Source organism: Janibacter sp. YB324 (assembly GCF_014217915.1).
In the GTDB taxonomy this organism is placed as follows: Bacteria; Actinomycetota; Actinomycetes; order Actinomycetales; family Dermatophilaceae; genus Janibacter; species Janibacter indicus.
This window is the reverse complement of record NZ_CP060120.1, coordinates 3,109,240-3,135,889: the sequence shown is the minus strand read 5'-3', so window position 1 is coordinate 3,135,889 and position 26,650 is coordinate 3,109,240. Positions and strand designations below refer to the sequence as shown.

Sequence of the window (26,650 nt, the reverse complement as noted above, 5' to 3'; positions counted from 1 at the left end):
CGTGACCCACGACCCCGTCCCGACCCGCGCCCCGCGCGGCCGGGCCCTCGCTGACATCGGCCCGATCGAGCAACTGCGCGCCGGCCGCCTCGGAGTCCGCCTGCCGCTCCTGCTCGCCGGGCTCTTCCTCTACGGCGCATCCATGGCGATGGTCCTGCGCGCGACCCTCGGGCAGATCCCGTGGGACGTGCTGCACGTCGGCGTCTCGCACCACATCCCACTGAGCTTCGGCACGATCGTCATCGGCGTCTCGCTGCTCGTGCTCCTCGGCTGGATCCCCCTGCGGCAGAAGCCCGGTCTGGGCACGATCGGCAATGCCCTGCTCATCGGCCCGTCCGCCGACCTCGTGCTGTCGGTCCTCGACGAGCCGGCCGGGATGATCTGGCGCATCGTCCTGCTCCTCGGCGGCGTGGTCCTCAACGGTGTCGCGACCGGCATGTACATCGGCTCACAGTTCGGCCCGGGCCCGCGCGACGGTCTGATGACCGGGCTGGCCCGCATCACCGGTGGCTCGATCCGGCTCGTGCGCACCGGGATCGAGGTCGCTGTGGTCGCCGTCGGCTGGCTGCTGGGTGGCACCGTCGGCGTCGGCACGGTGCTCTACGCCGTGGCCATCGGGCCGTTGGCCCAGCTCTTCCTGCCGCTCTTCACCGTCGATCTCGGGCGCCCGACCCCACCCACCGATACATAACTGGACATTGTGAATTAGCCCATGTGGGCGCGGTCGACCGACCGGGCCAAGCGATGGGCGTCGTCGCCCCGTGACCCGCGCAGGAGCACCCATGTCCGCCCCCGCAGCCGCTTCGACCGTCCTCACCTCGAGCGTGCGGGTCCGCCTCGTCACCGGCACCGAGGTCGCGATCACCGCCCGCCAGCACGAGTTCACCATCGACGAGCCGCAGAGCCTCGGCGGCGCAGACAAGGGCGCCAACCCCAGCGAGCACCTGCTCGCGGCCCTCGCCTCGTGCACCGTCATCAGCTATCAGGTCTGGGCCGACAGTCGCCGGCCCCGCGAGCGAGGCCGACTATCGCCGCCTCGACCAGGCCGTCGCCGAGCACTACCCCGTCCGGCACAACCTGACGCAGGGTGTGCCGGTACGCACGACCCTCGAGGTCGCCACTGCTGCCGCCTGACGCCGGTTGCTACGCTTGCTACATGGCAACCATCTCGCATCGGGAGCTCCGCAACGACAGCGCCGAGGTGCTGCGTCGGGTGGCGGCGGGTGAGAGCCTGACCGTGACCAACCGAGGCGAGCCGGTTGCGCGAATGGTGCCCCTGGGGGGTTCTGCCTTCGAGGAGGCGGTCGCGTCGGGGCAGGTGCAGCCGGCGCGTGCGGCACGGGACTTCTCGAGCATCCACCGAGTCGAAGGCGTGGACACGGCCGAGGTGCTCGAGGACCTCCGAGGCGATCGATGATCGTCTACCTCGACACGTCCGCGGCCTTCACGCTGCTGGCGGCCGAGGCGGAGTCGGAACCCCTGGCGGCCGCGCTCACCGCACTGGATCCCGCCGACGTCCTGCTCTCCTCCAGGCTGCTCTTCACCGAGCTGCACTGCGCAGCCCAACGCCGATCGGTGTGGGACGTGACCGCGGTCAACGCTGTGCTGGAGATGATCACCCTGGCCGACGTCACCCGTGAGGACCTCGACCGAGCAGCGACGAGCGGATGGGGGCTGCGCAGCGCCGACGCGATCCACCTTGCCACGGCCCTGCGGATGCAGTCGGAAGTGCTGGCCGCGTACGACCGAGAGCTGTGCGCCGCGGGGGAGTCGGCCGGTCTTCGCCTGCTCCGCCCGGGGGCCACCGCCTAGCGCACGACCTCGCGCAGGCTCCCGTCGACCCGGCGGGTCCAGCCACGTGAGTCGAGGTGCTCGAGCAGCGGCACGGCGACCCGGCGAGTCGTGCCCAGCGCCTGACGCGCAGCGCTCAGGGTGAAGGGCTGCTCCAGCCCCGAGAGCAGTCGCATCGCCCGTGCCGGTCCGCTCGGCAGCAGGACGACGTCGTCGGGCAGTCGCAGCAGCCGCCCGAGGCGCGCGGCAGCGGCGAGCTCCGCGGGGCCCAGCCCGAGATCGTCGAGGTCGCCCCTCTCCGGCGCGATGAAGGGAGCCTCCCGCAGCCTCTCCTCGAGAGCCGCGACCCCCGCCTCGGCGGGACCGAGGCCGGAGGCCCTCGGGTCCAGGACCCGCCCGTCGGCGATCGTCAGGTCGGAGCCTGCGACGAGGCCGCGGACGAGGTCGGGGCCCAGGTCCGCGGGCAGGTGGTCCGGCAGGGCGAGGGCCCGTGCGGCCTCGGCCACGGGCATCCCGGCGCTCAGGCGATCGGCGGAATGGTGGGCGCGGACGGCTTCGACCAACCGGCCTCGCCACGCCTCCATGGCTGCGGGGTCGATGCACCAGTCGCCCTGCCGCACAGCGGTGCTCGGCACCAGAAGCCCCAGTCGCTCGAAGGTGTCGAGGCGCTCCGCCGACCGCGACCGCAGGCGCGTCGCCGCGAGGTCGCCGGCTGACAGGGCCTCGGCCCGACGAGAGGCTCCGCCGCGGCGGGTGAGCGGCAGGGGGTCGACGTCAAGGATCCGCACGGCCCACAGTCGACGACTGCCCGGGTCGCGCAGGATCGCCCGGTCGCCGACCCGCCACGGCAGGTCGACGCCCGCCGACAGCCGGGCGAAGTCGTCACCGAGCGGTCGCACGTGCACCGGCGCGTCGACCGACCCCACGTGCAGCGTCGCCTGCTCGGGAGTCCGCATTTCCTTGAGGTCGTGCGAACCGGTCGCGTGCGAGCCACCCACCTCGGTGAGCCGCACGTCGACGGTCGGGGCGACCTCCCAGGCGTGGGGGGTGAGCAGCACGGCCGAGCGGCTCACGTCGTCGACGCGGCGCAGGTTGACCGCGGTCCGCGAGACCGGGCCGACGGACTCACGCGCTGCGTCCTGGCTGTGCAGGCCGCGGACCGTCACCTCGCGGGTGGTGCCGCGGTCGAGCAGCAGCAGTCGGTCGCCGGTGCGGACCGTGCCGGCGCCGAGCGTGCCCGTGACGACGGTGCCCGCACCCGACACCGAAAAGGCGCGGTCGCACCAGAGTCGCACTGCCCCAGCGGGATCCGGCTCGGGCAGCCGGGCGGCGAGGTCGGCGAGGGCGGTGCGCAGGTCGTCGAGACCGGCGCCCTTCGTCGCGGAGACCTCGACCGCCGGCACGTCGAGCCCAGCCGCAGCAAGCCGCCGTCCGGCGTCGGCCTGCACGGTCGCGATGCGGTCGTCGTCGGCGAGGTCACAGCGGGTGATGACGAGCAGCCCGTCGGTGATGCCCAGCGCCTGCACGGCCGCGAGGTGTTCGCTGCTCTGCGCCTGCCAGCCCTGATCCGCCGCGACGACGAAGACCACAGCCGGCGCCGGTCCCAGCCCCGACAGCATCGTCCCGACGAACCTCTGGTGCCCCGGCACGTCGACGAAGGCGATCTCGACCCCACCCGGCAGGCGCGTCCACGCGTAGCCGAGCTCGATGGTCAGCCCCCGGTCCCGCTCCTCCGACAGGCGGTCCGGGTCGCGCCCCGTCAGCGCCCGGACGAGCGTGGACTTGCCGTGGTCGACGTGGCCTGCGGTCGCCAGCACCCGCCTCATGACGAAGGGGGCTCCGCCCCGGTCCCGCGGTGGGCGGCGTTGTCGTCCAAGGCTGCTCGCAGCGCCCGCTCCACGTCGGAGTCACGGTCGGCCGGGATGCAGCGCAGGTCGAGCAAGCCGCAGCCGCCCTCGACACGAGCCAGCACGACGGGCACGCCAGCGGTGGGTCGACGCAGCCGCTCGACCGCCTCGACGGGCACCTCGACCGCCCAGCCGGGCAGCGGAACCCCGGGGGCGCCGCCGCCACCGACGCGACCGTCGACGGCGACCACCTCCCGGCCCAGTGCGGTCGCGAGGACGTCGACCCGTGGCCGCAGCTCGTCAGCGGTGGCGTGGAGCGACATGGCGACCGGCGGGACCGGGCCGCGCACGGTCGCCTCGAGCGCGGCGAGGGTGAGCTTGTCGACCCGCAGCGCCCGGGCGAGCGGGTGGCGCCGCAGCCGCTCGACGACCTCGGCATCACCGAGGACGAGGCCGGCCTGGGGTCCGCCGAGCAGCTTGTCGCCGCTGGCGGTCACGATCGTCGCGCCGGCGCGCAGCCAGGTCGTCGCGTCGGGCTCGTCGGGCAGCAACGGGTCGGGCGTCAGCAGCCCGGAGCCGATGTCGGCGACGACCGGCACGCGCGAGCCGTCGGGCCGGGTCAGCCCGCGCAGCTCCTCCAGCCCGACGGCCGTGGTGAAGCCGTCGACCCGGAAGTTGCTCGGGTGCACCTTGAGCACGCACCCGGTCTCGGGGCCGATGGCGTCGGCGTAGTCGCGCAGGTGCGTGCGGTTGGTCGTGCCGACCTCGCGCAGGCGGGCTCCGGTCGAGGCGATGAGGTCGGGCAGGCGGAATCCGTCGCCGATCTCGACCATCTCGCCGCGCGAGACGACGACCTCGCGGCCGGCGGCCAAGGCGGTCGTCGCGAGCACGAGGGCGGCTGCGCCGTTGTTGACCGCCAGCGCACCAGCCGCGTCGGGCACGGCCTCGAGCAGTGCGGCCAGCGCGCCGGCACCCCGTCGGCTGCGCGCCCCGGTCGTCAGGTCCATCTCGACGTCGACATAGCCGGCCGCATCGACGACGGCCTCGATCGCGCTGGGGGAGAGGGGCGCTCGCCCGACATTGGTGTGCACCACGACGCCCGTCGCGTTGAGCACCGGCGTCAGTGAGGAGGCCCGGGCCGGGAGCGATGCCAGCGCCGCGCCGGCCACGTCCTCCGGCGGGATCTCGCCGGCCCTCGCCCGCTGCTGGGCCGCGACGATCGCCGAGCGCACCACCGGCCGACCGAGACGCTCCGTCGCCGCGACGAAGGGGGGATCCGCCAGCAGCGTGTCGGTGCGCGGGATCGACCGGCGGGGGTCCTCGCTCACGGCGCTGCTCCCTTCGTCGGGCGTGGTGGTGGTCGTGAAGATCTGGCGGAGGCGGACGGGAATCGAACCCGCCAGACCGAGATGCTCGGCCTCACCGGTGTTGAAGACCGGGGGGACCACCAGGAACCCAGACGCCTCCACGGGCCACCCTAGGACCTCGCCGGGCCCGACACCGGCCGTGGGCCCTACGGTGTCGTCATGGAGCCGATCCGTCTGACCCAGTACGCGCGCGGCGGAGGCTGCGCCTGCAAGATCCCGGCCGGCGAGCTCGAGCAGATCGTCGCCGGTCTGCACGCCACCGCACCGCCGGGGTCGGACGTCCTCGTCGGGCTCGACGACGGTGACGACGCGGCCGCCGTGCGACTCACGGGAGGCCAGGCTGTCCTCTCCACGACCGACTTCTTCACCCCCGTCGTCGACGACCCCTACGACTGGGGGCGGATCGCCGCGGCGAATGCGGTCTCGGACGTCTATGCCATGGGTGGCGACCCGGTCATGGCAATCAACCTCGTCGCGTGGCCGCGCGAGCTGCTGCCGACAGACCTGCTGCGCGAGGTCCTGCGCGGTGGGCTCGACCTCGCGACCGAGGCCGGCTTCCCCGTGCTCGGCGGGCACAGCATCGACGCCCCCGAGCCGATCTACGGCATGGCGGTCACCGGCACCGCCGACCCCGACCGGATCATGCGCAACGACGCGGCGGAAGCTGGACTGCCGATTAGCCTGACCAAGCCCCTCGGCGTCGGGGTGCTCAACAACCGGCACAAGGCGACCGGCGAGCGGAGCGAAGAGGCGATCGCCTCGATGGTCACCCTCAACCGCGACTCCTCCCGGGCGGCCGTCGCGGCGGGCATCCGCGCGGCGACCGATGTCACCGGCTTCGGCCTGCTCGGCCACCTCTACAAGATGACTCGCGCCTCGGGCGTCGCCGCCCGCGTCGACGCGGCGGCCGTGCCCTATGTCGCTGGCGCCCGCGAGGCCCTCGCCGCCGGTCACGTCCCTGGCGGCTCTCGTCGCAACCTTGACTGGGTGCGTCCGCACCTCGCGGCCGACGGCATCGCCGAGGAGGAGCTGATCCTGCTCGCCGACGCGCAGACCTCCGGCGGTCTGCTCGTGGTCGGCGAGGTCCCCGGCGCGCCCGTCGTCGGCGAGACCGTCGCGGCCGGCTCCCTCGGTGACGGCGTGCTCGTGCAGGTCTCGTGAGCGAGGTCGACCGGGTCCTCGAGGCGGCTCGGGCCAGCCTGACTCGGTTCACCCCGCAGCAGGCCCACGACGCGGCGAAGGGGGGAGCCCTTCTCATCGACACCCGCACCGCCGCGCAGCGGGCCCGGCAGGGCGAGCTGCCCGGGGCGCTCGTCGTCGACCGGACCGTGCTCGAGTGGCGCCTCGACCCGACCTGCCCGCACCGCATCCCCGAGGCGCTGCCCGGGACCCGGGTCGTCGTGCTGTGCCGACAGGGCTACAGCTCGTCGCTGGCGGCGGTCTCCCTTCGCTCGCTCGGGGTGGACGCGACCGACGTCATCGGTGGGGTCGAGGCCTGGGCCGCCGCCGGCCTGCCCCTGCACACCGGGCCCGCCGACGTCCGCGAGTAGCCCCCCCCTCCCGCATTGCCCAACGGCAATGCGCCCTCACGCCCGCATTGCCCAACGGCAATGCGCCCCCTTTCGCATTTCCTTCAGGAAATACGACCCGGGGTGCGACGACCTCAAGGAAATGCGAAGGGGGGCGGTTGCCTCAGGCGTGCTGCGGCTTCTTGGTGATGAAGGGGATGACCGCGCCGACGAGGGCGATGACGCCGACGACGGTGAAGGCCATCGTGTACTGCTGGTCCTCGCCGATGAGCCAAGAGATGAGCAGCGGGCCGACGATGCCACCGATGGACCAGCCGATGAGCATCAGGCCGTAGATCGCGCCGGAGTTCTTCACGCCGAAGAAGTCGCCGGCCGTCGAGGGCAGGGTGCCGAAGGCGCCGCCGTAGCAGGTGTAGACGATGGCGCACAGGACGTAGAAGACGACTGCCGAGCCCGCGTGCGGGATCGCGAGCAGGGCCAGTCCCTGCAGGCCGAGGATGCCGAGGAAGGCCGGCATGCGCCCGATCTTGTCCGAGACCGCCGCCCACAGGATGCGGCCGCCGCCGTTGAAGAGGCCCATGACACGCCGACGAGGGTCGCGGCCGCCGCGGCACTCATGCCGGCGACGTCGGTCGCGGTGCCCGCGGCCACCGAGATGAGCGAGATGCCCGCGGTCACCGAGATCGTCAGGATGAGCGTCAGCAGGTACCACTGGGGCGTGCGCATGGCCTCCTGCTGGGTGAAGTCTTTGCCGGCGACGTTCTTGGCGGGGGTATCCCCCTTCGCAGCAGCCGGGGCACCGCCGACGGTGTAGCTGGCCGGGGGGTTCTTGAAGACCGAGGCGCCGATGAGGCCCATGACGAGGTAGGCGATGCCGAGGTAGAGGAAGACCTTCGTCGGGTACTGCTGGAAGTCCTCGCTCGAGTCGATCATCCGCTGCGCGAGCGGCGAGGTGATGACCGCACCGAAGCCGAAGCCGCCCACCGCGATGCCGGTGATCAGACCGCGCTTGTCAGGGAACCACTTCTGCAGCATGGCGATCGGCACGATGTAGGCCAGACCGAGGCCGAAGCCGCCGAGCACGCCGTAGCCGAGGATGAGCAGCCACAGGTCGGAGGCATCACGGGCGAAGCTCGCGAGGATGATGCCGATCGAGTAGATCGTCACGCCGACGAGCGCGACGAGGCGTGGCCCCTGCTTGTCCTGGATCCGTCCACCGAGGAAGGTCCCGACGAAGATCATGCCGATGGCGACCTCGAAGGGGATCGTCGCCTGCACCTTGGTCAGCTCGAGCGCCGACGGGTCGGCCTGGATCGCCTTGCTGAAGGTGCTCCACGCGTAGACGGCGCCGATCGCCAGCTGGACGAGGACACCGCCCGCGAGGATGAGCCAGCGGTTGCCGCCGGCGGACGTCGGGGCCTGCTCGGGTGCCGTGCTCATGGAACCTCCCACTGGTCGGGTGCCATCGGATGGTGACGGGGTGCTACCTGACGGTGACGATGCTGTCGTCGACGACGCCGTCCCCGCGCCGACGCTCGAGGCGGTCGCGCTGCACCCGGACGGTGTAGCGCGGGTCCTTGGCGGACTCGATGCCCGCCTCGACGATGCCCATGCGGGTCAGTGCCGAGGCGGCGGCGAGGGCGGCGCCCGAGGCGACCGCGACGATCCGGCTGCGTCCGGCGAGCAGGGTGCCGAGACCGCCACCGATGGCGAGGGCGCGGGCCAGGCGCAGGCGGCCGCCTGCAGTGCCCGTGCGCACCGGCTCGTCGATGCCCAGGCCGGTGAGGTGCTCCTCGAGGCGGTGCATCGCGAGCAGCTCGGCGCCGACACCGAGCAGCGCCAGTCGTCGTACCGGTCCGGCGAGGGCCGTGGGCGTGAGCACCATCTGCACGCCGCCGGCGGCCAGCGCGGCCGAGCCGACGAAGACGAAGGGGAGATCCCGCCGGCTCTCATGCCACACCGGGTGCGCGGTGTCGGCGAGCAGCACCGCCGTGTAGGCCGCGAGCGGCGCGCCGAAGGCCGCCTGGCCGATGGTCGAGGGCGTGCCGACGGCGTCGGTGACGCGGATGAGTGCGGTGACCGGACCTCGGGCGGGCAGCAGGCGCAGCACCTCGGCCCCCGTGGTGATCCCCGCGAAGCCCGCGTAGGCAGACAGGATCCACGTGCCGACCGACATCGGCGAGGTGAGTTTGACCGTGCGCATCATGTTGAGGAATCGCTCGGGCCGGCCGAGGTCGGCGACGAGTGCGATGCCGCTGAGGCCTACGGCGGCCATCGCCGTCAGGCGCGAGTTGCGTTGCAGCACGGAGTTGCCCGTGGCCGCCGCGCCCGCCTGGACGATGCCCGAGACTCCGGCGATGCCGCCGACGAAGAGATAGGCCGATATCTTGTGGTCCCACGGCACCGGCTTGACGATCGCCTGGCCGTAGTAGCTGCTGAACTCCGCGTCCGGCACCGCGGGCGCCTCGCGTCGGCCGCCGCCCTCGCGGGTGAGCCAGCTGCGGGCGGTGCCGGCCCTCCTCGGTCCCTGAGGTGCGACGGAGTGGGTCCCACGTTCCGCGTGGGCGCCTCGAAGGGACGCGCGGTCACGGCGGCGTCTGCGGCCACCCTCCTCGGGGGGTCGGTAGCTGTCGAAGGGAGAGGTCGTCACGTCCGGCTCCCGACGAAGGAGATCGCCACCGCCCCGAGCAGGCCGAGCCCCGCGACACCCGCCGCGCGGAACATCTCGGGCAGCCGCTTGGTCGGGGCCTCGGGGTCCGGCGGCAGGCCGTAGACCTCGGGCTCGTCGAGCAGGAGGAAGACCGAGCCGGTGCCGCCGACCCCGTCGTGCTCGTTGGCCCCGTAGAGGCGCGCCTCGGTGAAGCCCTGCTCGTGCAGCTGGGCCACGCGCTCCTTCGCCGTCGCGACCATGTCGTCGTGGGTGCCGAACTTGATCGACGTCGTCGGGCAGGTCTGCGCGCACGCGGGTGTCTGGTCGTGGGAGAGACGGTCGTAGCAGAGCGTGCACTTCTGCGCGACACCGACGTTGGGCACGTGGTCGTCGGCGCGGACCGACACGCTCGCGTCGGTGCGTCGCTCGATGACGCCGAAGGGGCAGGCCCCGACGCAGTAGCCGCAGCCGTTGCAGATGTCGGCCTGGACGACGACCGTGCCGTGCTCGCTGCGGAAGAGCGCACCCGTCGGGCACACATCGAGGCAGCCGGCGTGGGTGCAGTGCTTGCACACGTCGGAGGACATCAGCCAGCGGAAGTCCGGCATCGCCCCGACCATTCCCCCGTTGGTCGAGGTGCGAGGGCCTCCCGGGCCCGAGCCTCGAGACCCCGGGCCGCCACCACCCTCGACCCCTCCCGGTCCCTGAGGAGGCGCGCCAGCGCCCTCTCGAAGGGTCGCGAGCATGTCGGTCAGCGCCGGGCCGTGCCCCTCGATCGGCGCGGGGAGGGTGCCGTAGCCGGCGGGGGGAGGGGCCGTGGTTTCGAGGCTCGCTGGCGCTCGCTCCTCAACCACCGGGGAGGTCGGCTCACCGACGGCCGGCATGCCCAGGTCGACGAGCCGCTGCCCGGACTCGCGGGCGGCCTCGATGCGCTCGCGGCTCTGCTCGACGAAGGCGACGTGCCGCCACGTGCTCGCGCCGAGGTCACCGGTGTTGTCGTAGCTGTTGCCGGTGATGGCCAGGCCGTCGAGGGGGATGCCGTTCCACTCCTTGCACGCGACCTCGCAGGCCTTGCAGCCGATGCAGATCGAGGTGTCGGTGAAGAATCCCTTGCGCTCGGGCGCCTCCTGCCACCCGGCGTCGCGGGCGGGGTCGGTGGCCCCGGAGAGCTGGCGGGCGAGGTAGCCCATCACGGTCTCCCTTCGTCGTGGGGTTCGTCGCGGTGGGTGTTGCCCGTCTCGACGGTGGTGCCCGAGCGGGACTGGTACTCCGCGACGAGGCGCAGCAGCTCCTCGCCCCGCGGCCGGCGACCGGGGCGGATGTCGCAGGAGCCGACTTTGGACTCCTGGATCTGGACGTTGGGGTCGAGCGCCACGCCGAGCAGGTCGTTGGCCCCGTCGCCCTCGACGACGGCGTCGCGGCCGACGCCCCAGTGGTAGGGGAGCCCGATCTGGTGGATCGTGCGGCCCTTGATCGTCAGCGGCGTCATCCGCTCGGTGACGAGCACGCGTGCCTCGATGGCGCTGCGGGCCGAGATGAGTGTCGCCCACTCTCCGTTGACGAGGCCCTGCTGCTCGGCGAGCTCGGGCGAGACCTCGCAGAACATCTCGGGCTGCAGCTCCGACAGGTAGGGCAGCCACCGGCTCATGCCACCAGCGGTGTGGTGCTCGGTGAGCCGGTAGGTCGTGAAGACGAAGGGGTAGACGTCCGACCCCGGCTCGTCGCCGGACGGGCTCCACAGGTTGTCCTTGCGCGGGTAGACCAGCCGGGCCGGGTTGCGCTGCTGGCCGTAGACCGGGTTGGCGACGGGCGACTCTTGCGCCTCGTAGTGCGAAGGGAGCGGACCGTCCACCATGCCCTTGGGCGCGAAGAGCCAGCCCTTGCCGTCGGCCTGCATGATGAAGGGGTCGTCGCCGGCGATGGCTGCCGGCCCGCCGACGTCAGGGTCGGGTCGGAAGGAGGGGTCGCGGTCCACGGGGAAGTCGGGGACGTCCTTGCCCGTCCACTTCTTCGCCTCCTCGTCCCACCAGACGTACTTCTTGCGCTCGCTCCACGGCCGGCCCTGCGGGTCGGCGGAGGCGCGGTTGTAGAGGATGCGCCGGTTCATCGGCCAGGCCCAGCCCCACTCGGCGGCGGTCTCGTCCTGCTCCTTGCCGGGCACGCGGTTGGCCGACCTGTTGACCCCGCCGGCGTAGACGCCGGTGTAGATCCAGCAGCCGCCCGAGGTCGAGCCGTCGGCCTTCATGTCGGCGAACTTGTCGAGCAGCTGCCCGGCCCGCTCGCCGGAGACGTGGTAGCCGTTGATCTCGCGCAGGACCGCCTCGGCGTCGGTCTCGCCGTGCTCGTCCTTGGGGTAGTCCCAGGTGAGGTCGAGCAGCGGGCGGTCACGCTCGTCGGTCGAGTCGGCGAGGCGCTCGCGGATGCGCACGCCGAGCTCGTGGAAGAACTCGAGCTCGCTCTGGGCGTCGTTCGGGGGCTGCACGGCCTGGTGGCGCCACTGGAGCATCCGCTGGGTCTGGGTGAAGGTGCCCGACTTCTCGACGTGGTTGGCCGCGGGGAAGAAGAAGACCTCGGTGTCGATGTCCTCGGTCTTGAGCTCGCCGCTGGCGATCTCGGGGGAGTCCTTCCAGAAGGTCGCCGACTCGATGAGCTGGAAGTCGCGGACGACGACCCACTTGAGGTGCGTCATCGCCAGCCGCTGCATCTTGCCGTGGGCGGAGCCGACCGCGGGATTCTGCCCAAGGACGAAGTAGCCCTCGACCTCGTCCTCGAGCATCGACATCACCGTCTGGTAGGTGCCGTGGGCACCCGTCAGACGCGGCAGGTAGTCGAAGCAGAAGTCGTTGTCCTGGGTCGCCGCCTCGCCGAACCACGCCTTCATCAGGCTCGCGGTGTAGGCCGGCGCCTCGGTCCAGAAGCCCTTCTGCAGCGGAGAGGAGATCGTCGCGAGGTACTGCTCGAGGGTGTCGTGCTGGCCGGCCACCGGCATCGGCAGGTAGCCGGGCAGGAGGTTGAAGAGGGTCGGGATGTCCGTCGACCCCTGGATGCTCGCGTGCCCGCGCAGCGCCATGATGCCGCTGCCGGGCCGGCCGACATTGCCCATGAGCAGCTGGAGGATCGCCGCGGTGCGGATGAACTGTGCGCCGAGGCTGTGCTGGGTCCAGCCCAAGGCATACGCGAAGCAGGTCGTGCGCTCGCGCCCGGAGTTGCTCGTCAGAGCGTCGGCGATCTCGCGGAACTGCCACTGCGGGATGCCGCACACCTCCTCGACCATCTCGGGCGTGTAGCGCGCGTAGTGCCGCTTGAGCACCTGGAAGACCGAGCGCGGGTGCTGCAGCGATTCGTCACGAATCACCCGGGCATGCTCGAGGGCCGGACCGGCAGCGCCGTGCTGGTCGCCCCCGGCGCGGGCGCTCTTGTGCGCTCCGTGCTCGTGACCACCGCTCGGGCCGCCGACCTCGTCGTCACCCGAGGCACCCCCTTCGCCGTCCTCGCGCTCGGCATAGGCCCACGAGCTCATGTCGTAGGTGCCGGACTGCTCGTCGTAGCCGGAGAAGACGCCGTCCAGGTCCTCGGTGTCGACGAAGTCCTCGCTGACCAGCGTCGCCGCGTTGGTGTACGCGACGACGTAGTCACGGAAGAAGAGGTCGTTGTCGATGACGTGCTTGATGAGCGCCCCGAGCAGCACGACGTCGCTGCCCGCCCGGATCGCGACGTGCGTGTCAGCGATCGCGGAGGTGCGGGTGAAGCGCGGGTCGATGTGGATGATCCGCGCACCCCGCGCCTTGGCCTCGGAGACCCACTGGAAGCCCACGGGGTGGCACTCGGCCATGTTGGAGCCCTGGATGATGATGCAGTCCGCGTTGGCCATGTCCTGCAGGGACTGGGTGGCGCCGCCGCGCCCGAAGGAGGCTCCCAGACTGGGAACCGTGGCGGAGTGTCAAATACGCGCCTGGTTCTCGATCTGGATCGCGCCGGCCGCCGTGAAGAGCTTCTTGATCAGATAGTTCTCCTCGTTGTCGAGGGTGGCTCCCCCGAGCGAGGCGATGCCCATCGTGCGACGAAGGGGGCGGCCGTGCTCGTCGTGGTCCTGCCACTTCGCGCGGCGCGAGGCGAGGAAGCGGTCGGCGACCATGTCGATGGCCCGGTCGAGCTCGATCCGCTCGAAGTCCGTGGCCCCCGGCGCGCGGTAGAGCACGTGCGTCTGCCGGGTCGGCGAGTTGACCAGCTGCTCGCTCGCAGCGCCCTTGGGGCACAGACGTCCTCGGCTCACCGGTGAGTCCGGGTCGCCCTCGATCTGGACGACCTGCTCGTCCTTGACGAAGACCCGCTGGCCGCAGCCGACGGCGCAGTACGGGCAGACACTCTGCACGACCCGGTCGGCGCTCGAGGTGCGCGGCTCGGTCTCACGGGTGCGGCGCGAGGTGACGGCGTTGCCGCGCCCCAGGAAGTCTCCAGAGGCCAGCTGCCGCAGCACCGGCCAGCCGAGGAAGGTCGAGTCCTTCGGTGCCATCGCTGCCACTCCCTTCGCGAGAAGACGTGCTCTGGATCACCGTAGCCCCCCTCGGCCTGTCCCCGGTGGTCTGGGTCCCACGTTCCGCGTGGGCGCCTCGAGACCCGGGGCTCCCCACACGTTGGTCGAGGTGTGAGGAGTTCTGCGACGAGCCTCGAGACCCCTGGCTCGCCACACGTTGGTCGAGGTGTGAGGAGTTCTGCGACGAGCCTCGAGGCCCCTGGCTCGCCACACGTTGGTCGAGGTGTGAGGAGTTCTGCGACGAGCCTCGAGACCCGCTTACCAGGCGTAGGGCTCGAAGTTCTTCAGGAAGACGCCGTAGAGGTCCTCGCCGCGCTCGCCGCGCACGATCGGGTCGTAGACGCGGGCGGCGCCGTCGACGAGGTCGAGCGGGGCGTGCCAGCCTTGGGCGGCGATGTCGAGCTTTTCGTGGTGCGGGCGCTCGTCGGTGATCCAGCCGGTGTCGACGGCCGTCATGAGGATCCGGTCGGTGTCGAACATCTCGCCCGACGAGGTGCGGGTGAGCATGTTGAGCGCGGCCTTGGCCATGTTGGTGTGCGGGTGGCCGGCGCCCTTGTAGCGGCGCGAGAACTGGCCCTCCATCGCCGAGACGTTGACGACGTAGGCGCGGGCACGGTCCCCGACGACCTCGCGGTGTCGCTCGACCGCGGCTCGCATGACCGGCCGCAGCCGCGATACGAGGAGGAAGGGCGCGACCGAGTTGCACATCTGCACCTCGAGCAGCTCGAGCGGGTCGACCTCGTCGACGGTCTGCTTCCACGAGTTGGTCGTCACGACGTCGGGCAGCAGTCCTCCGGCGTCGACGGCCGTGCCGGCAAGGTGTGCCTCGAGGCTGGCGCTGCCGGCGGTGAGGGCGAGGCGGGTGAGGTCGGCGGCCGACCGCACGGCCGCGGCGTCCGCGTGCGGCACCGGGTGCTCGCCGAGCGAGCTGACCAGCGCCGCGGGGTGCGCCTCGCTCACCCGGTCGAAGGAGATCATCGTCGGCGTCGGCCCGTCGATCTCGAGGGGCCGCGACTCGCCGTCGACGAGCTGGCTGTAGGCGCCCGGGGAGCGCCGCACCGTCTGGCAGGCGTTGTTGACGAGGATGTCGAGCGGCCCGGCGGCCGCCACCTCGTCGGTGAGGGCGACGACCTGGGTCGGGTCGCGCAGGTCGATGCCGACGATCGTCAGCCGGTCGATCCACTCGGGCGAGTCGGCGAGCTCGGCGAAGCGCCGCGCGGCGTCACGGGGGAAGCGGGTGGTGATCGTCAGGTCGGCGCCGTCGCGCAGCAGCCGCAGGGCGATGTACATGCCGATCTTGGCCCGGCCGCCGGTGAGCAGCGCCCGGCGCCCGCGCAGGTCGGTGCCCTGGTCGCGCCGCGTGTGGCTCATCGCCGCGCAGTCCGGGCACAGCCAGTGGTAGAAGGCGTCGACGAGCGTGTAGTCCGCGTGGCAGATGTAGCAGCCGCGGGGGATCTGCAGCTCGCCGACGAACCGGCTCTCGCTCGACGCGGAGAGGGGGATCCCCTTCGTCTCGTCGTCGATGCGCATCGGCGACCCGGTCGCGGTCTGGTCGAGGATCGCCTGGTCGTGTGCCACCTTGGGCCCGCGCTCGGCCTGCCGGGCCTCGCGGCGGCGGGCCTTCTTGACCCGGTTGTACATCGTGCCCGCGGCCCGCTTGACCGTCGCGATGTCCTCGTGGCCGGCCGGCAGCTCATGGAGCATCCCGAGGACCCGAAGGGTGGTCGCCAGGTCGTCGGGGTCGACGCCTTCGGTGCCGGGCGGGTCGGGGAGATCAGTCACGAGCCCCGAGGATACGTCGCCTGCCGCACGTCTTTACTGTCGTGCGCATGGACTCCCTCGCCGACCGCACCTTCGCCGCCGTCCTCTTCGACAACGACGGCACCCTCGTCGACTCGACGGGTTCGGTCACCCGCTCGTGGGTGACCTGGGCGCAGGAGCACGACGTCGACCCGAGACGGCTCGTCGGGTTCCACGGGGTGCCGGCCGCGTCGATCATCGCGGCCGTGGCGCCGGACGTCGACGCGGCGGCGGCCTTCGCCCGGATCGAGCAGCTGGAGACCGATGACGTCGGCGACGTCGTGGCGCTGCCGGGCGTCCTCGACGCGGTGGATGACCTCGCCGGTGCGCCGGTCGCGGTCGTCACCTCGGCGACCCGCGGGCTGGCCCACGTGCGCCTCGCGGCGGCGGGCATCGCCGTCGACGAGGTGGTGACCATCGACGACGTCCAGCGGGGCAAGCCGGCGCCGGACCCCTTCGTCGAAGGAGCCCGGCGGCTCGGGGTCGACCCAGCGGACTGCCTGGTCTGCGAGGACGCCCCGAGCGGGATCGTCGCGGCGCGGGCCGCGGGCTGCGCGGTGCTCGCGGTGACGACGACGAGCACCGCCGAGGAGCTCGGCGACGCCGACCTCGTCGTGTCGTCGCTCGCCGACGTGGTCTTCGAGGTGGTCGACGGGCGGGTGCGGGTGCGCCCGCGTCAGCCCTGACCGGGGCGAAGGGAGATCAGGCGCCGGCCTGCTTGGGAGCGGCTGCGTCGGGGCCGGTCGCGGCGAGGTCGCGCTCGACGTAGGCCTCGATGGCGTTGAGGTCGTCCTCGCTGCGGCGGACCACGGCGAGCAGGTCCTGCATCGTGGCGACCTCCTCGACCTGCTCCTTGATGAACCACTGCATGAACTGCTCGGCCGCGAAGTCGTTGTCCTCGCGGGCAGTGCGTGTCAGCGCGTGGATCTGCTCGGTGACCCGCTTCTCCTGCTCGACGGCCAGCTCGACCGGCGGGACGATCCCCTCGAAGGCGCTGACCGGCGCGGCGATCGCCGGCAGGTGCACCGGCTGGTCGGTGTCGAGCAGGTACTGGATCATCATCTTCGCGTGGCCGCTCTCCTCGGCCGCCTGGCGGTAGAAGAAGCCCGCGAGCTGGGGCAGGGTCAGCGACTCGTAGTGGGCCGCGACGGCGAGGTACTGCTGGTGGGCGGCGAACTCCTCACCGATCTGGGTGGTGAGCTGGGCGGCGAAGGGCGAGGCGGTCATGCCCGAAAAATAGGCGGCCCGTCGGGGCCGTCGCCAGCAAGGACAGCCGACCCTTCGTGGTCGCCCGCGTGCCGCTCAGGCGGCCTTGCGCAGCTTGTCCTTGGCCTTGGCGGTGACGAGCCGGCGCTTGTGGACCGCGTAGCCGTCGGGCAGGCGCCCCTCCTTGAGCAGGCGGATCGGGCAGGAGCTGCAGCGCTTCTTGCTGACGCAGCACTTCTCCTTGACCTTGATCTTCCCGATCTTGACCTTCTTGCCCATGGCGGCACGCTAGGCCATGCAGGTGAGGCTCGCCTACCCTCCGTTCGCTCCTCGGGAACCGCCGGCGGATCCCCCTTCCCCCGGGGCTAGGAGGTGGCGGGCTCCTGCGGGTCCTCGCAGAGGAAGGAGGCCGTGCTCCCGCCCGAGTGGTACGTGTACTCGCGGCCCTGCGCTCGCAGCACGATCCGGTGTCCCTCGACGAGGGTCTGGCCGTAGACCCGCCCTGGCTCCGGGCAGCCGAGGCTGCTGTCGCGCCAGGTCACCACGTCCTGTGACACCAGCTCGACGTCGGCAGGGTCGATGGCCAGACGCTTCGCCAGGTCTGCGGCCGCCGCAGCCTGCCGGTCCGAAGGGGGCGTCGTGCTCGTCATCGAGGTCTCCGTGGTCGGGTTCGAGGTCGGGGTGGACGATGCGGGGTCGGTCGGGTCCTGCGCGCAGGCCCCCAGTGTGAGGAGGAGGGCGGCGCCGGCCAGCGCCCGGCCCGCGCGTGGCGGACCGAAGAGTCCACGACCAGTCATCACGACAACACCTCCCGGTCTCTCCATGGTGCCCGCTCAGACGAAGGGGAGCGCGCTGACCATCCCCTCGGGGCGGCCCGGCTCGGCGTAGTGCTCGACGCCGAAGGCCGCGGCGAAGATCTCGCGCGGCATCTGCAGCATCTCCTGCACGTCACCCTGCGAGGCGTGGCAGGCGAGGGCCGCGCGCTTGACGTCGATGACCTCGGTGACATCGACGGCGTGGTGGATCTCGCTCTGCGGCAGGCCCATCGGGTTGCCGTCGTCCATCGGGTCGTCGGGGGAGAAGCCTGGGTCGATGCCCACCGCCTTGGCCGCCTCGATCTGCTCGCGCATCCGGTCGCGGTTCATCGTGTTCTCGAGCACGCGGGGGCGGCGGGCCGCCAGCTCGGCCGCGCGGTGGGCGACGTGGTGCACCTTGACGTGGTCGGGGTGGCCGTAGCCGCCGTGCCAGTCGTAGCCGACGAGGACGTCCGCGTCCTCCTCGTCGAGGATCGCGGCCAAGCGGCCGGCGGCCTCATCGAGCTCGGCACCGTGGAAGGACCCGTCCCAGGCGTTGTGCTCCCAGCCGGTCATGCCGGAGTCGACGTAGCCGAGCCAGGCGACGCGGGCGGTACCCGTGACGGCGGCCGAGGCCTCGGCCTCCTGCCGACGGTGGTCGGCGAGGGTCCTCCCTTCGCCCAGGTCGTCGGGGACGGTCCCGTGCTCGCCGCCGGTCGCGTAGACGACGACCACCCGGCCGCCGGCGCGGGAGGTGAGGGCCATCGACCCGGAGGTCCCGCTGGCCTCGTCGTCGGGATGGGCGTGGAAGAAGACGGTGGTCGTCACGAGGACATCGTGCACCGGCGCACCGACAACTCGATTGCCGAGGCGGGCGAAGGGGGGAAGTCTCCACCCATGACCCCTCACCCCCCGGCCGCAGGGCTCCCCGTGGACACCTACCTCACCGCGATCGAGCGCGAGACCCGCCGCTTCCGCGAGTGCCTCGCCGACGCCAACCCGGGGCTGCGGGTGCCGACCTGCCCCGACTGGAGCGCCGACGACCTGCTGTGGCACCTCGGGGGAGAGGTGCAGGACTTCTGGGCCTGGGTCATCGCCCGCCGGCCCGAGGTGCCGGAGGTCTACGAGGAGCCGGAGCGGCCCGCCGACCGGGCCGGTCTGATCCGGCACCTCGACCACGCCCACGAGCAGCTCATGCTCGGCCTGCGCAATGCCGACCCGGCCGACGCCGCGTGGTCGTGGATCGGTGACCCGGCGCTGCACACGGTCGGCTTCACCGTCCGGCGTCAGGCGCACGAGGCGCTGATCCACCGCGTCGACGCCGAGCTGACCGTCGGGGCGGTCACACCGCTCGACTCGCAGCTCGCGAGCGACGGCCGTGCTCGAGTGCCTCGAGTGGATGTACGGCAACCTCCCCGGCTGGGCCGGCTGGGAGCACGATGGGTCGCGGGTCCTCGTCCACGCGGCCGACACCGGCCACCGCGTCCTCGTCGGCCTCGGCCGGGTGGCTGGCCGCAACCCGCGCACCGGTGACGAGATCGACCAGACCGAGCTGCAGGTGCTCGACCGCTCCGTCCACGGGCATGCCGAGGCCGACGTGACGATCACCGCCGGCGCCGCGGCTCTCGACCTGTGGCTGTGGCACCGCGGGCCGGCCCACCCGGTCGAGATGGAGGGGGACGAGGCTCTGCTCGACCGGCTGCTCGGCGTGCTCGGCCAACCGATCGACTGATTCCCGGGTTGGCTGCACCGGCTCCGCCGTCCGGCGAGGGCAAAGGGGGCCGGCCCGCCGTTCCGCAGGACGGGACCCGCTTGCGGTGACCAAGGTTGGTGAGGCTAGCCTTAGGCAACCCGCGGCGAGGTGCCCACCCGGCGCGGTCCCTCCCTTCGCAAAGGACTCCATCGTGCTCAGCCGTACCCGCCCGCTGGCCATCGTCAGCGGTCTCGCCCTCGCCCTGTCCGCCTGCGGCGGATCGTCCGACTCCGACTCCGCCGCCGGCCCGACCATCGAGGTCGAGGACAACAACGGCACGCAGCAGGTCCCGCAGGAGCCCACCTCGGTCGTGGCAACCGACAACCGGACCTTCGAGACCCTCGCCGACTGGGACGTCGAGCTCTCCGCCGCCGCGGTGAGCCTCATGCCCGAGACGATCTCCTACACCAAGGACAAGGATCTCGTCGACCTCGGCACCCACCGCGAGCCCGACCTCGAGGCCATCGTCGCCGCGAAGCCCGACCTCGTCATCAACGGCCAGCGCTTCACCCAGCACGAGGACAAGCTCAAGGAGCTCGCCCCTGACGCAGCCTTCCTCAACCTCGACCCGCGCGAGGGCGAGCCGCTCGACACCGAGCTCAAGCGGCAGACCGAGGTGCTCGGCGAGGTCTTCGGCAAGCAGGACGAGGCCAAGACCCTCGGCGAGGACCTCGACGCGCAGGTCGCCCGCGTGAAGCAGGCTTACGAGCCCGGCGACACGGTCATGGCGATCAACACCTCCGGCGGAGAGCTCGGCTACATCGCGCCGACCGTCGGCCAGACCTTCGGCCCGGTCTTCGACCTCTTCGATCTCGAGCCGGCCCTCGAGGTCGAGGGTGCGAGCGACGACCACCAGGGTGACGAGGTGTCCGTCGAGGCAATCGCCAAGGCCGACCCCGACTGGATCCTCGTCCTCGACCGTGACGCGGCCGTCGCCGCCGACGAGGAGGGCTACACGCCCGCCAAGCAGCTCATCGAGGACTCCGAGGCGCTCCAGGACGTCACCGCGGTCAAGGAGGGGCAGGTCGTCTTCGCCCCTGCGGACACTTACACCAACGAGGGCATCCAGACCTACACCGAGATCTTCTCGGCCTTCGCTGATGCGCTGGAGGAGCAGAGCTGAGCACGACCACGGCTGAACGCGTCGCCTCCAAGGGGCGCCTCCTCGACGCGAAGCTCGTCCTCGGCATCCTCGCCGTGGGCGGGCTCCTCGTCGTGTCGCTGCTCACCGGGGTGTACGACATCTTCGACGGCGACCGGGGCGGCGAGATGTTCGCCATCACCCGCATCCCGCGGACCGTCGCCCTCGTCCTCGCCGGCGCCGCGATGGCGATGTCGGGCCTGGTCATGCAGCTGCTGACGCAGAACCGCTTCGTCGAGCCGACGACGACCGGCACGACCGAGTGGGCGGGCCTGGGCCTGCTCGCCGTGATGATCCTCTTCCCCGGGGCCAGCCTCCTCGAGCGGATGATCGGGGCGATCATCGCGGCCTTCATCGGCACGATGGTCTTCTTCCTCTTCCTGCGAAGGGTGACCCTCCGGTCCTCGCTCATCGTCCCGATCGTGGGGATCATGCTCGGCGCCGTCGTCGGGTCCGTCTCGACCTTCATCGCGCTGCAGACCGACATGCTGCAGAACCTCGGGATCTGGTTCGCCGGTAGCTTCACCTCGGTCCTGCGCGGCCAGTACGAGGTGCTGTGGATCGTCGCCCTCGTCGCGATCGCGATCTTCGTCGTCGCGGACCGCTTCACCGTCGCCGGCCTCGGCGAGGAGATCTCGACGAATGTCGGGCTCAACTACAACCAGGTCGTCCTCATCGGCACGGTCCTCGTCGCCGTCGCGACCGGGGTCGTCACGGTCGTCGTGGGCAACCTGCCCTTCCTCGGGCTCATCGTCCCCAACATCATCTCGATGTGGCGCGGCGACGACCTGCGCAGCAACCTGCCGTGGGTCTGCCTGCTCGGCATCGCCATCGTCACCGTCTGCGACCTCGTCGGGCGCACGATCATCGCCCCCTTCGAGGTGCCCGTCTCGCTCATCCTCGGCGTCGTCGGCGCAGTCGTCTTCATCGCCCTCCTCCTGCGGCAGCGTCGTCGTGGCTGAGGCACCCGCGCAGCCGCGCACCACCCCGCCGGTCACCGCCCCCGTGGCGTCCGGCGGAGCACGCGAGTCCGGCCCCCTTCCCACCGCCCGCTCCCGCCGGCGCTACCGGGTCGTGCTCGTCGGCCTGCTCGTGCTGGCCGTCGGCCTGGGGTTCGCCCACCTCGCGGTGGACAACCCGATGCCGGTCGGCAGCGAGGGGTTCTGGCTCGTCGCGCAGATGCGGGGCAGCTCGCTCGTCGCGATGGCGGTCGTCGCGGTCTGCCAGGCGATGGCGACGGTGAGCTTCCAGACGGTGACCAACAACCGGATCATCACGCCGTCGATCATGGGCTTCGAGTCGCTCTACGTCGCCGTGCAGACCGCGGCCGTGTACTTCCTCGGCGTGTCCGGGCTCGGCATGCTCACCGGGCTGCCGCAGTTCGTCCTGCAGATCGCGCTCATGGTCGGGCTCTCGCTGGCGCTCTACGGGTGGCTGCTGTCCGGGCGCTACGCCAATGTGCAGATCATGCTGCTCATCGGCATCGTCATCGGCGGTGGGCTCGCGTCGGTCTCCTCCTTCATGCGGCGGATGCTCACGCCGAGCGAGTTCGACGTGCTCACCGCACGGATGTTCGGCTCCATGACCAACGCCGACCCGATGTACTTCCCCATCGCGATCCCGCTGTGCCTCGCCGCGGCCGCCCTGCTGTGGTGGCGCGCCCGACGGCTCGATGTCGTCGCGCTCGGCCGCGATGCCGCGACCAACCTTGGGCTCGACCACCGGCGTGAGCTCATGGGCACGCTCTTCCTCGTCTCGGTCCTCATGGCCGTCTCGACCGCGCTCGTCGGGCCGATGACCTTCCTCGGCTTCCTCGTCGCGACGCTCGCCTACCAGGCCGCCGACACCTACGACCACCGCCGGATCTTCCCCGTCGCCGCGCTCATCGGCTTCGTCGTGCTCTGCGGCGCCTACGTCGTGATGAAGCACGTCTTCTACGCCCAGGGTGTGGTGTCGATCATCATCGAGCTCGTGGGCGGCTCGGTCTTCCTCCTCGTCATCCTCAAGAAGGGGCGCCTGTGATCACCCTGACCGACGTCGGCAAGAGCTACGGCGACGAGGTGACGATCGGGCCGGTCGACCTCGAGATCCCGGCCGGCGGTGTCACGGCACTCGTCGGGCCCAACGGGGCCGGCAAGTCGACGCTGCTGACGATGATCGGACGGCTCCTCGACATCGACGAGGGTGCCATCGAGATCGCGGGCTACGACGTCGCCAGCACCAAGTCCAAGGACCTGGCGAAGATCGTCTCGATCCTGCGGCAGGAAAACCACTTCATCACTCGGCTCACCGTGCGCCAGCTCGTCGGCTTCGGGCGCTTCCCGTACTCGCAGGGACGCCTCACGGTCGCCGACGAGGAGGTCATCTCCCGGTCGATCGACTTCCTCGACCTCACCGCCCTCGAGGGCCGCTATCTCGACCAGCTCTCCGGGGGGCAGCGGCAGCGGGCCTACGTCGCCATGGTGCTCGCCCAGGACACCGACTACGTCCTGCTCGACGAGCCGCTGAACAACCTCGACATGCAGCACTCCGTGCACATGATGCGCCACCTGCACCGGGCCGCCGCAGAGCTCGGGCGCACGGTCATCGTCGTGCTCCACGACATCAACTTCGCCGGGCACTACGCTGACCGGATCTGCGCGGTCAAGGACGGCCAGGTCGTCGAGTTCGGGACCCCAGGGCAGATCATGACCGACGAGGTGCTCACCCGGGTCTTCGACACCGAGGTGCAGGTGATCGACGGACCCAACGGGCCGCTCGCCGTGTACTACTGACCGCCGTCGGTGGAGGGGCGAGCGCCAGCGAGCCTCGACACCCGATCCGCCCACTCAGCCCGCGACCGGCTCCGAGACGCGCTCGGCGGCGACCGGAGCGTCCGACGGCGGGGCGAGCTGCTCCCTTCGCTCGTAGGCCCACCCGGGGCCGCGCAGGAGGAAGCCGAAGCGGTCCGACCAGGTCGGCGCCGTCGCGATGTCCTTGGCGATGTCGCGCCACTCGTGGGTGGCGATCGTGCCGAGGTTGAAGCTGTCGATGTTGCGGGTCAGGCCGTAGCGCACCCGCTCGACCTCCGGCTCGAAGGTGCCGAAGAGCTTGTCCCACAGGATGAGGATCGAGCCGTGGTTGATGTCGAGGTACTGGCGCTGGCTGCCGTGGTGGGCGCGGTGGTGGCTCGGGGTGTTGAGCACCTTCTCCAGCCAGCCGATGGAGCGCACGGCCTCGGTGTGGATCCAGAACTGGTAGATGAGGTTGAGCGCCCGTGCGTCCTCGATGTAGCGTGGCGGGATCCCGAGCAGCGCGAGCACCCCATAGGGCGCCGACAGGGTGAAGCCGTCGGCGACCGGCTGCCGCAGCGCCGTCGACAGGTTGTAGCGCTCGCTGCTGTGGTGGACCACGTGCACCGCCCACAGCCACCGCGACTCGTGGGCCGTGCGGTGGTTCCAGTAGTAGATGAAGTCCCAGCCGGCGATGGCGAGCAGGTAGGGGACGGCCCCCGTGCGCTGGCGGAAGGGACTGATCGCGGCGAGCCGCGTCGCGGAGGTCTGTAGCGCCCACACCGAGGCCGCGGCGACCGCGGTCGAGCCGACGGCGGCGACGGCGGAGCCCGAGGTGAGCAGGCCGAGGGCGTCGACGCGCGAGCGGACGGTCGTCGGCTGCGGGGCGTCCGAGGGGAGGGTGCCGGCCTCGGGCAGCTCGCCCCCGTGGGCGCGCCGCTGGCGCAGCACGTCTCCGACGGTCGTCACGACGGCCGCCGCGGCGCCGACGGCCATGAGCGCGGTGCCCGCCCGCGTGGTCCCGGGCGCCAGACGACGCACGAGCGGCCCGGTGACGAAGGGGGCGATGAGACTGCCGATCCCCATGCTCAGGCTGGCGAAGGTGTCGTTGAGCTCGTAGTCCCCTGGCCGGTCCTCGTCGGGTGCGGCCGGGCGCTTGTGGTGCATCCACCAGTACTCCACACCCATGGCGCCCACGAAGGCAGGGATCGCGAGGACGGTCAGGTCAGGGCGTGCCATGGGGGCTCCTTTGCCGAGGACGAGCTCAACTGACCATAGAGTCAGTTGTCGTGCCTGACAAGATGTGCCGGATCACAGAGGAGGCATCCGTGAGTGGCATCGGGACGAAGGGCGTGGCCCGCGCCGAGCGCAGGCAGCAGCTCGTGCACGAGGCGGTCGAGGAGCTGGGAAGCCAGGGCTATGCCTGCGCCTCGATGGCCGACGTCGCCGCGCGCGCCGGTGTCTCGAAGGCCATGGTGCACAACGTCTTCGGGTCCAAGGCCGACCTCGCGCAGGCCTGCCTCGAGGAGGTCGGACCGCGCCTCGTCGCCACGATCGCCCAGGCCCAGACGGCGACCGATCCCGGTGAGCGCGCCCTCGACACCTTCACCGCGATCTTCTCGGCGATGGCCGAGCACCGCTATGCGTGGGCGCTCGTCAAGGACGAGACCCTGCCCGAGGGGTCGGCGGCTGCCGAGCTGGCACAGGGCTACCGCGCACAGCTGCACTCGATGGGGACCGTCGGCACCCGAGACGTCCTCGAGGCGGCCGGGCTCGCCGACCCGCTCGACCACGACCTGCTCGACCACATCTGGGAGTCGATCGTCGAGGCCGCGGTCGCGTGGTGGCAGGAGCACGATGACCACACCGCGGAGCAGATGGCGCAACGGCTCACCCGCCTGCTGGCCGTGGTCACGCTGCGGGGGTGACCCCCTTCGTCATGGCATCGCGGTCGTGGGGGAGCGCGCGGCTGGCCCGCCACGCACCGAGGACGGCGATCGCCAGCCCGATGGGGATCACCGTGAGGAGCGCGCGGTGCAGGCCGACGGCATCGGCGGCCAGGCCGTCGACCGGTGTGGCGAGGCCGTCCGAGAGGGCGCCGACGAGGATCGGGCCGATCGTCGCGCCGACGAGGTTGAAGGACGCGAAGTAGACCGCGATCGCCGTGGCCCGCAGCTGCGGTGGCGTGACGTCGGCGATCGCGGGCGACGCTGCGGCGGAGAGGAACTGGGTGCCCGTCCAGCCGATGGCGAAGAGCGCGACGAAGGCGACGGCACGGCCGGGGCCGAGCAGCAGCGCGGCGAGGGTCAGGGGGATCGCGGCGGCGAAACCGGCTGCCGCGACGACGAGCCGGCCTGACGGGTGCCGGTCGGAGGCGCGGTCGGCCAGACGCCCCCCGAGGAGCAGGCCGACGATGCCGGCGAGCCCGAGGATCGCCCCGGCGCCGATCGACGCCGGCCCGATCGACAGGCCGAAGTAGCGCTGGAGCAGTGGCACGACGAAGGTCGCGACGCCGTAGGTCGGGATCTGCAGCCCGATGCCGGCGACCATGAGCCAGGTGATCGTGCGGATCCGCAGCACGGCGCGATAGGGGTGCCGCTCCTGCTCCTGCGCGTGCAGCTCGACGGTGTCGGTGGCGCCGCGGGGTGGTTCCTTGACAAAGAGGACGGCGATCGCGAGGAGCAGGCCGGGCACGGCCGCGATGACGAAGGGGGCCCGCCACGTCCCCGTGGCCTCGACGAGCACGCCGACGGTGAGGAAGGCGAGGAGCAGCCCCACGGGGATCCCGAGGGAGACGATGCTGATGGCGCGGCTGCGGCGCTTCGGCTCGTAGACGTCGCAGATCAGCGCATTGGACGCCGGGCCGTAGCTCGCCTCGCCGATGCCGACGCCCAGGCGGAAGAGGAAGAGGAAGAGGAAGCCCTGCACGAGACCGCTCGCCCCGGTGAAGAGGCTCCACACGACGAGTCCGGCCGCCATGACGTAGCGACGCGGGACCCGGTCGGCGAGCCGACCGAGGAGCACGCCGGCGATGGCGTAGACGACGGTGAAGGACCCGCCGAGCACGCCGACCATCGTGTCGGTGAGGCCGAACTCCCCCTTGAGCGGTTCGACGATGACGGCCGGGATCGTCCGGTCGTAGAAGTTGACGACATTGGCCAGGGTCAGCGTCGCGAGCAGGTACCCGCGCTGCCCGCCCGTCAGTGGTTGCCGCATGCACCCAGTCTGTCGGGAATTCGCTGGTCGAGGTGCGCTGTCGCGCCTGGCTTCGAGGCTCCTTCGTCGCTCCTCAGCCACCGTTGGTCGAGGTGCGCTGTCGCGCCTGGCTTCGAGGCTCCTTCGTCGCTCCTCAGCCACCGTTGGTCGAGGTGCGAGGTCGCGCCTGGCTTCGAGGCTCCTTCGTCGCTCCTCAGCCACCGTTGGTCGAGGTGCGAGGAGCTCTGCGACGAGCCTCGAGACCCGGCGAC

General features: G+C 71.5%; 25 protein-coding genes, 1 tRNA gene and 2 pseudogenes. 13 read left to right on the top strand and 15 right to left on the bottom strand.

Annotated elements, in window-relative coordinates:
- The first annotated feature begins 1 nt into the window (after nucleotide 1).
- The 3 genes from H7A72_RS15405 to H7A72_RS15395 all read left to right on the top strand — a co-directional run bounded on the left by H7A72_RS15405 (nucleotide 2) and on the right by H7A72_RS15395 (nucleotide 1,812).
- On the top strand, nucleotides 2-691 hold the full coding sequence (locus H7A72_RS15405) for a YitT family protein (protein ID WP_185221083.1): 690 nt from the start codon (nucleotides 2-4) through the stop codon (nucleotides 689-691).
- 465 nt (nucleotides 692-1,156) lie between these two features.
- A complete protein-coding gene (locus tag H7A72_RS15400) occupies nucleotides 1,157-1,417 on the top strand; it encodes a type II toxin-antitoxin system Phd/YefM family antitoxin (RefSeq protein WP_072625853.1) in 261 nt (86 codons plus the stop codon).
- Nucleotides 1,414-1,812 (top strand): type II toxin-antitoxin system VapC family toxin, encoded by a 399-nt coding sequence (locus tag H7A72_RS15395; RefSeq protein WP_185221082.1) that lies wholly within the window; start codon nucleotides 1,414-1,416, stop codon nucleotides 1,810-1,812. The genes H7A72_RS15400 and H7A72_RS15395 overlap by 4 nt, the downstream gene beginning before the upstream one ends.
- On the opposite strand, the gene H7A72_RS15390 is transcribed toward H7A72_RS15395, so the two are convergent.
- The 3 genes from H7A72_RS15390 to H7A72_RS15380 form a co-directional block, all read right to left on the bottom strand.
- Nucleotides 1,809-3,617: a SelB C-terminal domain-containing protein gene (locus H7A72_RS15390; protein ID WP_185221081.1), complete on the bottom strand. Its 1,809-nt coding sequence runs from the start codon at nucleotides 3,615-3,617 to the stop codon at nucleotides 1,809-1,811. The genes H7A72_RS15395 and H7A72_RS15390 overlap by 4 nt on opposite strands.
- Nucleotides 3,614-4,966, bottom strand: coding sequence for an L-seryl-tRNA(Sec) selenium transferase (gene selA, locus H7A72_RS15385; protein ID WP_185221080.1), 1,353 nt, complete (start codon nucleotides 4,964-4,966; stop codon nucleotides 3,614-3,616). Before selA ends, H7A72_RS15390 begins: the two co-directional genes overlap by 4 nt.
- A gap of 43 nt (nucleotides 4,967-5,009) precedes the next feature.
- Nucleotides 5,010-5,105, bottom strand: a tRNA-Sec gene (locus H7A72_RS15380).
- A 59-nt stretch (nucleotides 5,106-5,164) separates the two neighbouring features.
- On the opposite strand from H7A72_RS15380, the gene selD reads away from it, so the two are divergent.
- Nucleotides 5,165-6,166 (top strand): selenide, water dikinase SelD, encoded by a 1,002-nt coding sequence (gene selD, locus H7A72_RS15375; protein WP_084449669.1) that lies wholly within the window; start codon nucleotides 5,165-5,167, stop codon nucleotides 6,164-6,166.
- Nucleotides 6,163-6,555, top strand: a complete 393-nt coding sequence (locus H7A72_RS15370) for a rhodanese-like domain-containing protein (RefSeq protein WP_185221079.1) — start codon at nucleotides 6,163-6,165, stop codon at nucleotides 6,553-6,555. The genes selD and H7A72_RS15370 overlap by 4 nt, the downstream gene beginning before the upstream one ends.
- Before the next feature lie 142 nt (nucleotides 6,556-6,697).
- Here the strand turns inward: H7A72_RS15370 and H7A72_RS16785 are convergent, their stop codons facing one another.
- The 6 genes and pseudogenes from H7A72_RS16785 to H7A72_RS15340 all read right to left on the bottom strand — a co-directional run bounded on the left by H7A72_RS16785 (nucleotide 6,698) and on the right by H7A72_RS15340 (nucleotide 15,500).
- Nucleotides 6,698-7,051: an MFS transporter gene (locus H7A72_RS16785; RefSeq protein WP_255494250.1), complete on the bottom strand. Its 354-nt coding sequence runs from the start codon at nucleotides 7,049-7,051 to the stop codon at nucleotides 6,698-6,700.
- Between the two features lie 71 nt (nucleotides 7,052-7,122).
- A pseudogene (locus H7A72_RS15365) lies at nucleotides 7,123-7,974 on the bottom strand (MFS transporter); the annotation flags it as partial.
- 43 nt (nucleotides 7,975-8,017) lie between these two features.
- On the bottom strand, nucleotides 8,018-9,184 hold the full coding sequence (gene nrfD, locus H7A72_RS15360; RefSeq protein WP_185221078.1) for an NrfD/PsrC family molybdoenzyme membrane anchor subunit: 1,167 nt from the start codon (nucleotides 9,182-9,184) through the stop codon (nucleotides 8,018-8,020).
- Complete coding sequence (locus H7A72_RS15355; protein ID WP_185221077.1) at nucleotides 9,181-10,374, bottom strand: 4Fe-4S dicluster domain-containing protein; 1,194 nt, start codon at nucleotides 10,372-10,374, stop codon at nucleotides 9,181-9,183. The genes nrfD and H7A72_RS15355 overlap by 4 nt, the downstream gene beginning before the upstream one ends.
- Nucleotides 10,374-13,697, bottom strand: a complete 3,324-nt coding sequence (fdh, locus tag H7A72_RS15350) for a formate dehydrogenase (protein ID WP_223277678.1) — start codon at nucleotides 13,695-13,697, stop codon at nucleotides 10,374-10,376. The genes H7A72_RS15355 and fdh overlap by 1 nt, the downstream gene beginning before the upstream one ends.
- Nucleotides 13,698-13,976: 279 nt before the next feature.
- Entirely contained in the window at nucleotides 13,977-15,500 is a 1,524-nt protein-coding gene (locus tag H7A72_RS15340) for an SDR family NAD(P)-dependent oxidoreductase (protein WP_185221075.1), read from the bottom strand.
- A gap of 47 nt (nucleotides 15,501-15,547) precedes the next feature.
- Here H7A72_RS15340 and H7A72_RS15335 point away from each other — a divergent pair, with 47 nt between their 5' ends.
- Complete coding sequence (locus H7A72_RS15335; protein ID WP_185221074.1) at nucleotides 15,548-16,204, top strand: HAD-IA family hydrolase; 657 nt, start codon at nucleotides 15,548-15,550, stop codon at nucleotides 16,202-16,204.
- 16 nt (nucleotides 16,205-16,220) lie between these two features.
- On the opposite strand, the gene H7A72_RS15330 is transcribed toward H7A72_RS15335, so the two are convergent.
- The 4 genes from H7A72_RS15330 to H7A72_RS15315 form a co-directional block, all read right to left on the bottom strand.
- Nucleotides 16,221-16,745 (bottom strand): ferritin, encoded by a 525-nt coding sequence (locus H7A72_RS15330; RefSeq protein WP_084449677.1) that lies wholly within the window; start codon nucleotides 16,743-16,745, stop codon nucleotides 16,221-16,223.
- A gap of 75 nt (nucleotides 16,746-16,820) precedes the next feature.
- Entirely contained in the window at nucleotides 16,821-17,003 is a 183-nt protein-coding gene (locus H7A72_RS15325; protein WP_072625838.1) for a hypothetical protein, read from the bottom strand.
- A gap of 86 nt (nucleotides 17,004-17,089) precedes the next feature.
- The gene (locus H7A72_RS15320) at nucleotides 17,090-17,521 is read right to left on the bottom strand and encodes a hypothetical protein (protein ID WP_185221073.1); all 432 of its coding nucleotides are present in this window, start codon (nucleotides 17,519-17,521) and stop codon (nucleotides 17,090-17,092) included.
- A 36-nt stretch (nucleotides 17,522-17,557) separates the two neighbouring features.
- Nucleotides 17,558-18,346 carry a PIG-L deacetylase family protein gene (locus H7A72_RS15315; protein ID WP_185221072.1) on the bottom strand — a complete coding sequence of 263 codons (789 nt, stop codon included), beginning with the start codon at nucleotides 18,344-18,346 and terminating at the stop codon, nucleotides 17,558-17,560.
- On the opposite strand from H7A72_RS15315, the pseudogene H7A72_RS16780 reads away from it, so the two are divergent.
- The 6 genes and pseudogenes from H7A72_RS16780 to H7A72_RS15290 form a co-directional block, all read left to right on the top strand.
- A pseudogene (locus tag H7A72_RS16780) lies at nucleotides 18,317-18,973 on the top strand (maleylpyruvate isomerase N-terminal domain-containing protein); the annotation flags it as partial. The gene H7A72_RS15315 and the pseudogene H7A72_RS16780 sit on opposite strands and share 30 nt — an antisense overlap.
- Nucleotides 18,918-19,250, top strand: a complete 333-nt coding sequence (locus tag H7A72_RS15310) for a hypothetical protein (RefSeq protein ID WP_185221071.1) — start codon at nucleotides 18,918-18,920, stop codon at nucleotides 19,248-19,250. The pseudogene H7A72_RS16780 and the gene H7A72_RS15310, both read left to right, overlap by 56 nt.
- Before the next feature lie 172 nt (nucleotides 19,251-19,422).
- Nucleotides 19,423-20,394 (top strand): siderophore ABC transporter substrate-binding protein, encoded by a 972-nt coding sequence (locus tag H7A72_RS15305; protein WP_185221070.1) that lies wholly within the window; start codon nucleotides 19,423-19,425, stop codon nucleotides 20,392-20,394.
- Nucleotides 20,391-21,374 carry an ABC transporter permease gene (locus tag H7A72_RS15300; protein WP_072625835.1) on the top strand — a complete coding sequence of 328 codons (984 nt, stop codon included), beginning with the start codon at nucleotides 20,391-20,393 and terminating at the stop codon, nucleotides 21,372-21,374. The genes H7A72_RS15305 and H7A72_RS15300 overlap by 4 nt, the downstream gene beginning before the upstream one ends.
- Complete coding sequence (locus H7A72_RS15295; protein ID WP_205703075.1) at nucleotides 21,367-22,434, top strand: iron chelate uptake ABC transporter family permease subunit; 1,068 nt, start codon at nucleotides 21,367-21,369, stop codon at nucleotides 22,432-22,434. Before H7A72_RS15300 ends, H7A72_RS15295 begins: the two co-directional genes overlap by 8 nt.
- On the top strand, nucleotides 22,431-23,186 hold the full coding sequence (locus H7A72_RS15290) for an ABC transporter ATP-binding protein (protein ID WP_185221069.1): 756 nt from the start codon (nucleotides 22,431-22,433) through the stop codon (nucleotides 23,184-23,186). Before H7A72_RS15295 ends, H7A72_RS15290 begins: the two co-directional genes overlap by 4 nt.
- Nucleotides 23,187-23,240: 54 nt before the next feature.
- Here the strand turns inward: H7A72_RS15290 and H7A72_RS15285 are convergent, their stop codons facing one another.
- Nucleotides 23,241-24,422, bottom strand: a complete 1,182-nt coding sequence (locus tag H7A72_RS15285) for a sterol desaturase family protein (RefSeq protein WP_185221068.1) — start codon at nucleotides 24,420-24,422, stop codon at nucleotides 23,241-23,243.
- Between the two features lie 89 nt (nucleotides 24,423-24,511).
- Between H7A72_RS15285 and H7A72_RS15280 the strand changes: the two genes are divergently transcribed.
- On the top strand, nucleotides 24,512-25,111 hold the full coding sequence (locus H7A72_RS15280; RefSeq protein WP_205703074.1) for a TetR/AcrR family transcriptional regulator: 600 nt from the start codon (nucleotides 24,512-24,514) through the stop codon (nucleotides 25,109-25,111).
- On the opposite strand, the gene H7A72_RS15275 is transcribed toward H7A72_RS15280, so the two are convergent.
- A complete protein-coding gene (locus H7A72_RS15275; protein WP_185221067.1) occupies nucleotides 25,095-26,399 on the bottom strand; it encodes an MFS transporter in 1,305 nt (434 codons plus the stop codon). The two genes, H7A72_RS15280 and H7A72_RS15275, sit on opposite strands and share 17 nt — an antisense overlap.
- Between the last annotated feature and the right edge of the window lie 251 nt (nucleotides 26,400-26,650).

Excerpts from the sequence above, each read along its gene's own strand:
- H7A72_RS15400 (WP_072625853.1), top strand. The coding sequence starts at position 1,157 with ATGGCAACCATCTCGCATCGGGAGCTCCGCAACGACAGCGCCGAGGTG.
- H7A72_RS15335 (WP_185221074.1), top strand. The coding sequence starts at position 15,548 with ATGGACTCCCTCGCCGACCGCACCTTCGCCGCCGTCCTCTTCGACAAC.
- H7A72_RS15310 (WP_185221071.1), top strand. The coding sequence starts at position 18,918 with ATGTACGGCAACCTCCCCGGCTGGGCCGGCTGGGAGCACGATGGGTCG.
- H7A72_RS15320 (WP_185221073.1), bottom strand. The coding sequence starts at position 17,521 with ATGACTGGTCGTGGACTCTTCGGTCCGCCACGCGCGGGCCGGGCGCTG.
- H7A72_RS15330 (WP_084449677.1), bottom strand. The coding sequence starts at position 16,745 with ATGACCGCCTCGCCCTTCGCCGCCCAGCTCACCACCCAGATCGGTGAG.
- selD (WP_084449669.1), top strand. The coding sequence starts at position 5,165 with ATGGAGCCGATCCGTCTGACCCAGTACGCGCGCGGCGGAGGCTGCGCC.
- H7A72_RS15355 (WP_185221077.1), bottom strand. The coding sequence starts at position 10,374 with ATGGGCTACCTCGCCCGCCAGCTCTCCGGGGCCACCGACCCCGCCCGC.
- H7A72_RS15325 (WP_072625838.1), bottom strand. The coding sequence starts at position 17,003 with ATGGGCAAGAAGGTCAAGATCGGGAAGATCAAGGTCAAGGAGAAGTGC.
- H7A72_RS15395 (WP_185221082.1), top strand. The coding sequence starts at position 1,414 with ATGATCGTCTACCTCGACACGTCCGCGGCCTTCACGCTGCTGGCGGCC.
- H7A72_RS15390 (WP_185221081.1), bottom strand. The coding sequence starts at position 3,617 with ATGAGGCGGGTGCTGGCGACCGCAGGCCACGTCGACCACGGCAAGTCC.
- H7A72_RS16785 (WP_255494250.1), bottom strand. The coding sequence starts at position 7,051 with ATGCCGGCCTTCCTCGGCATCCTCGGCCTGCAGGGACTGGCCCTGCTC.
- H7A72_RS15275 (WP_185221067.1), bottom strand. The coding sequence starts at position 26,399 with ATGCGGCAACCACTGACGGGCGGGCAGCGCGGGTACCTGCTCGCGACG.
- H7A72_RS15285 (WP_185221068.1), bottom strand. The coding sequence starts at position 24,422 with ATGGCACGCCCTGACCTGACCGTCCTCGCGATCCCTGCCTTCGTGGGC.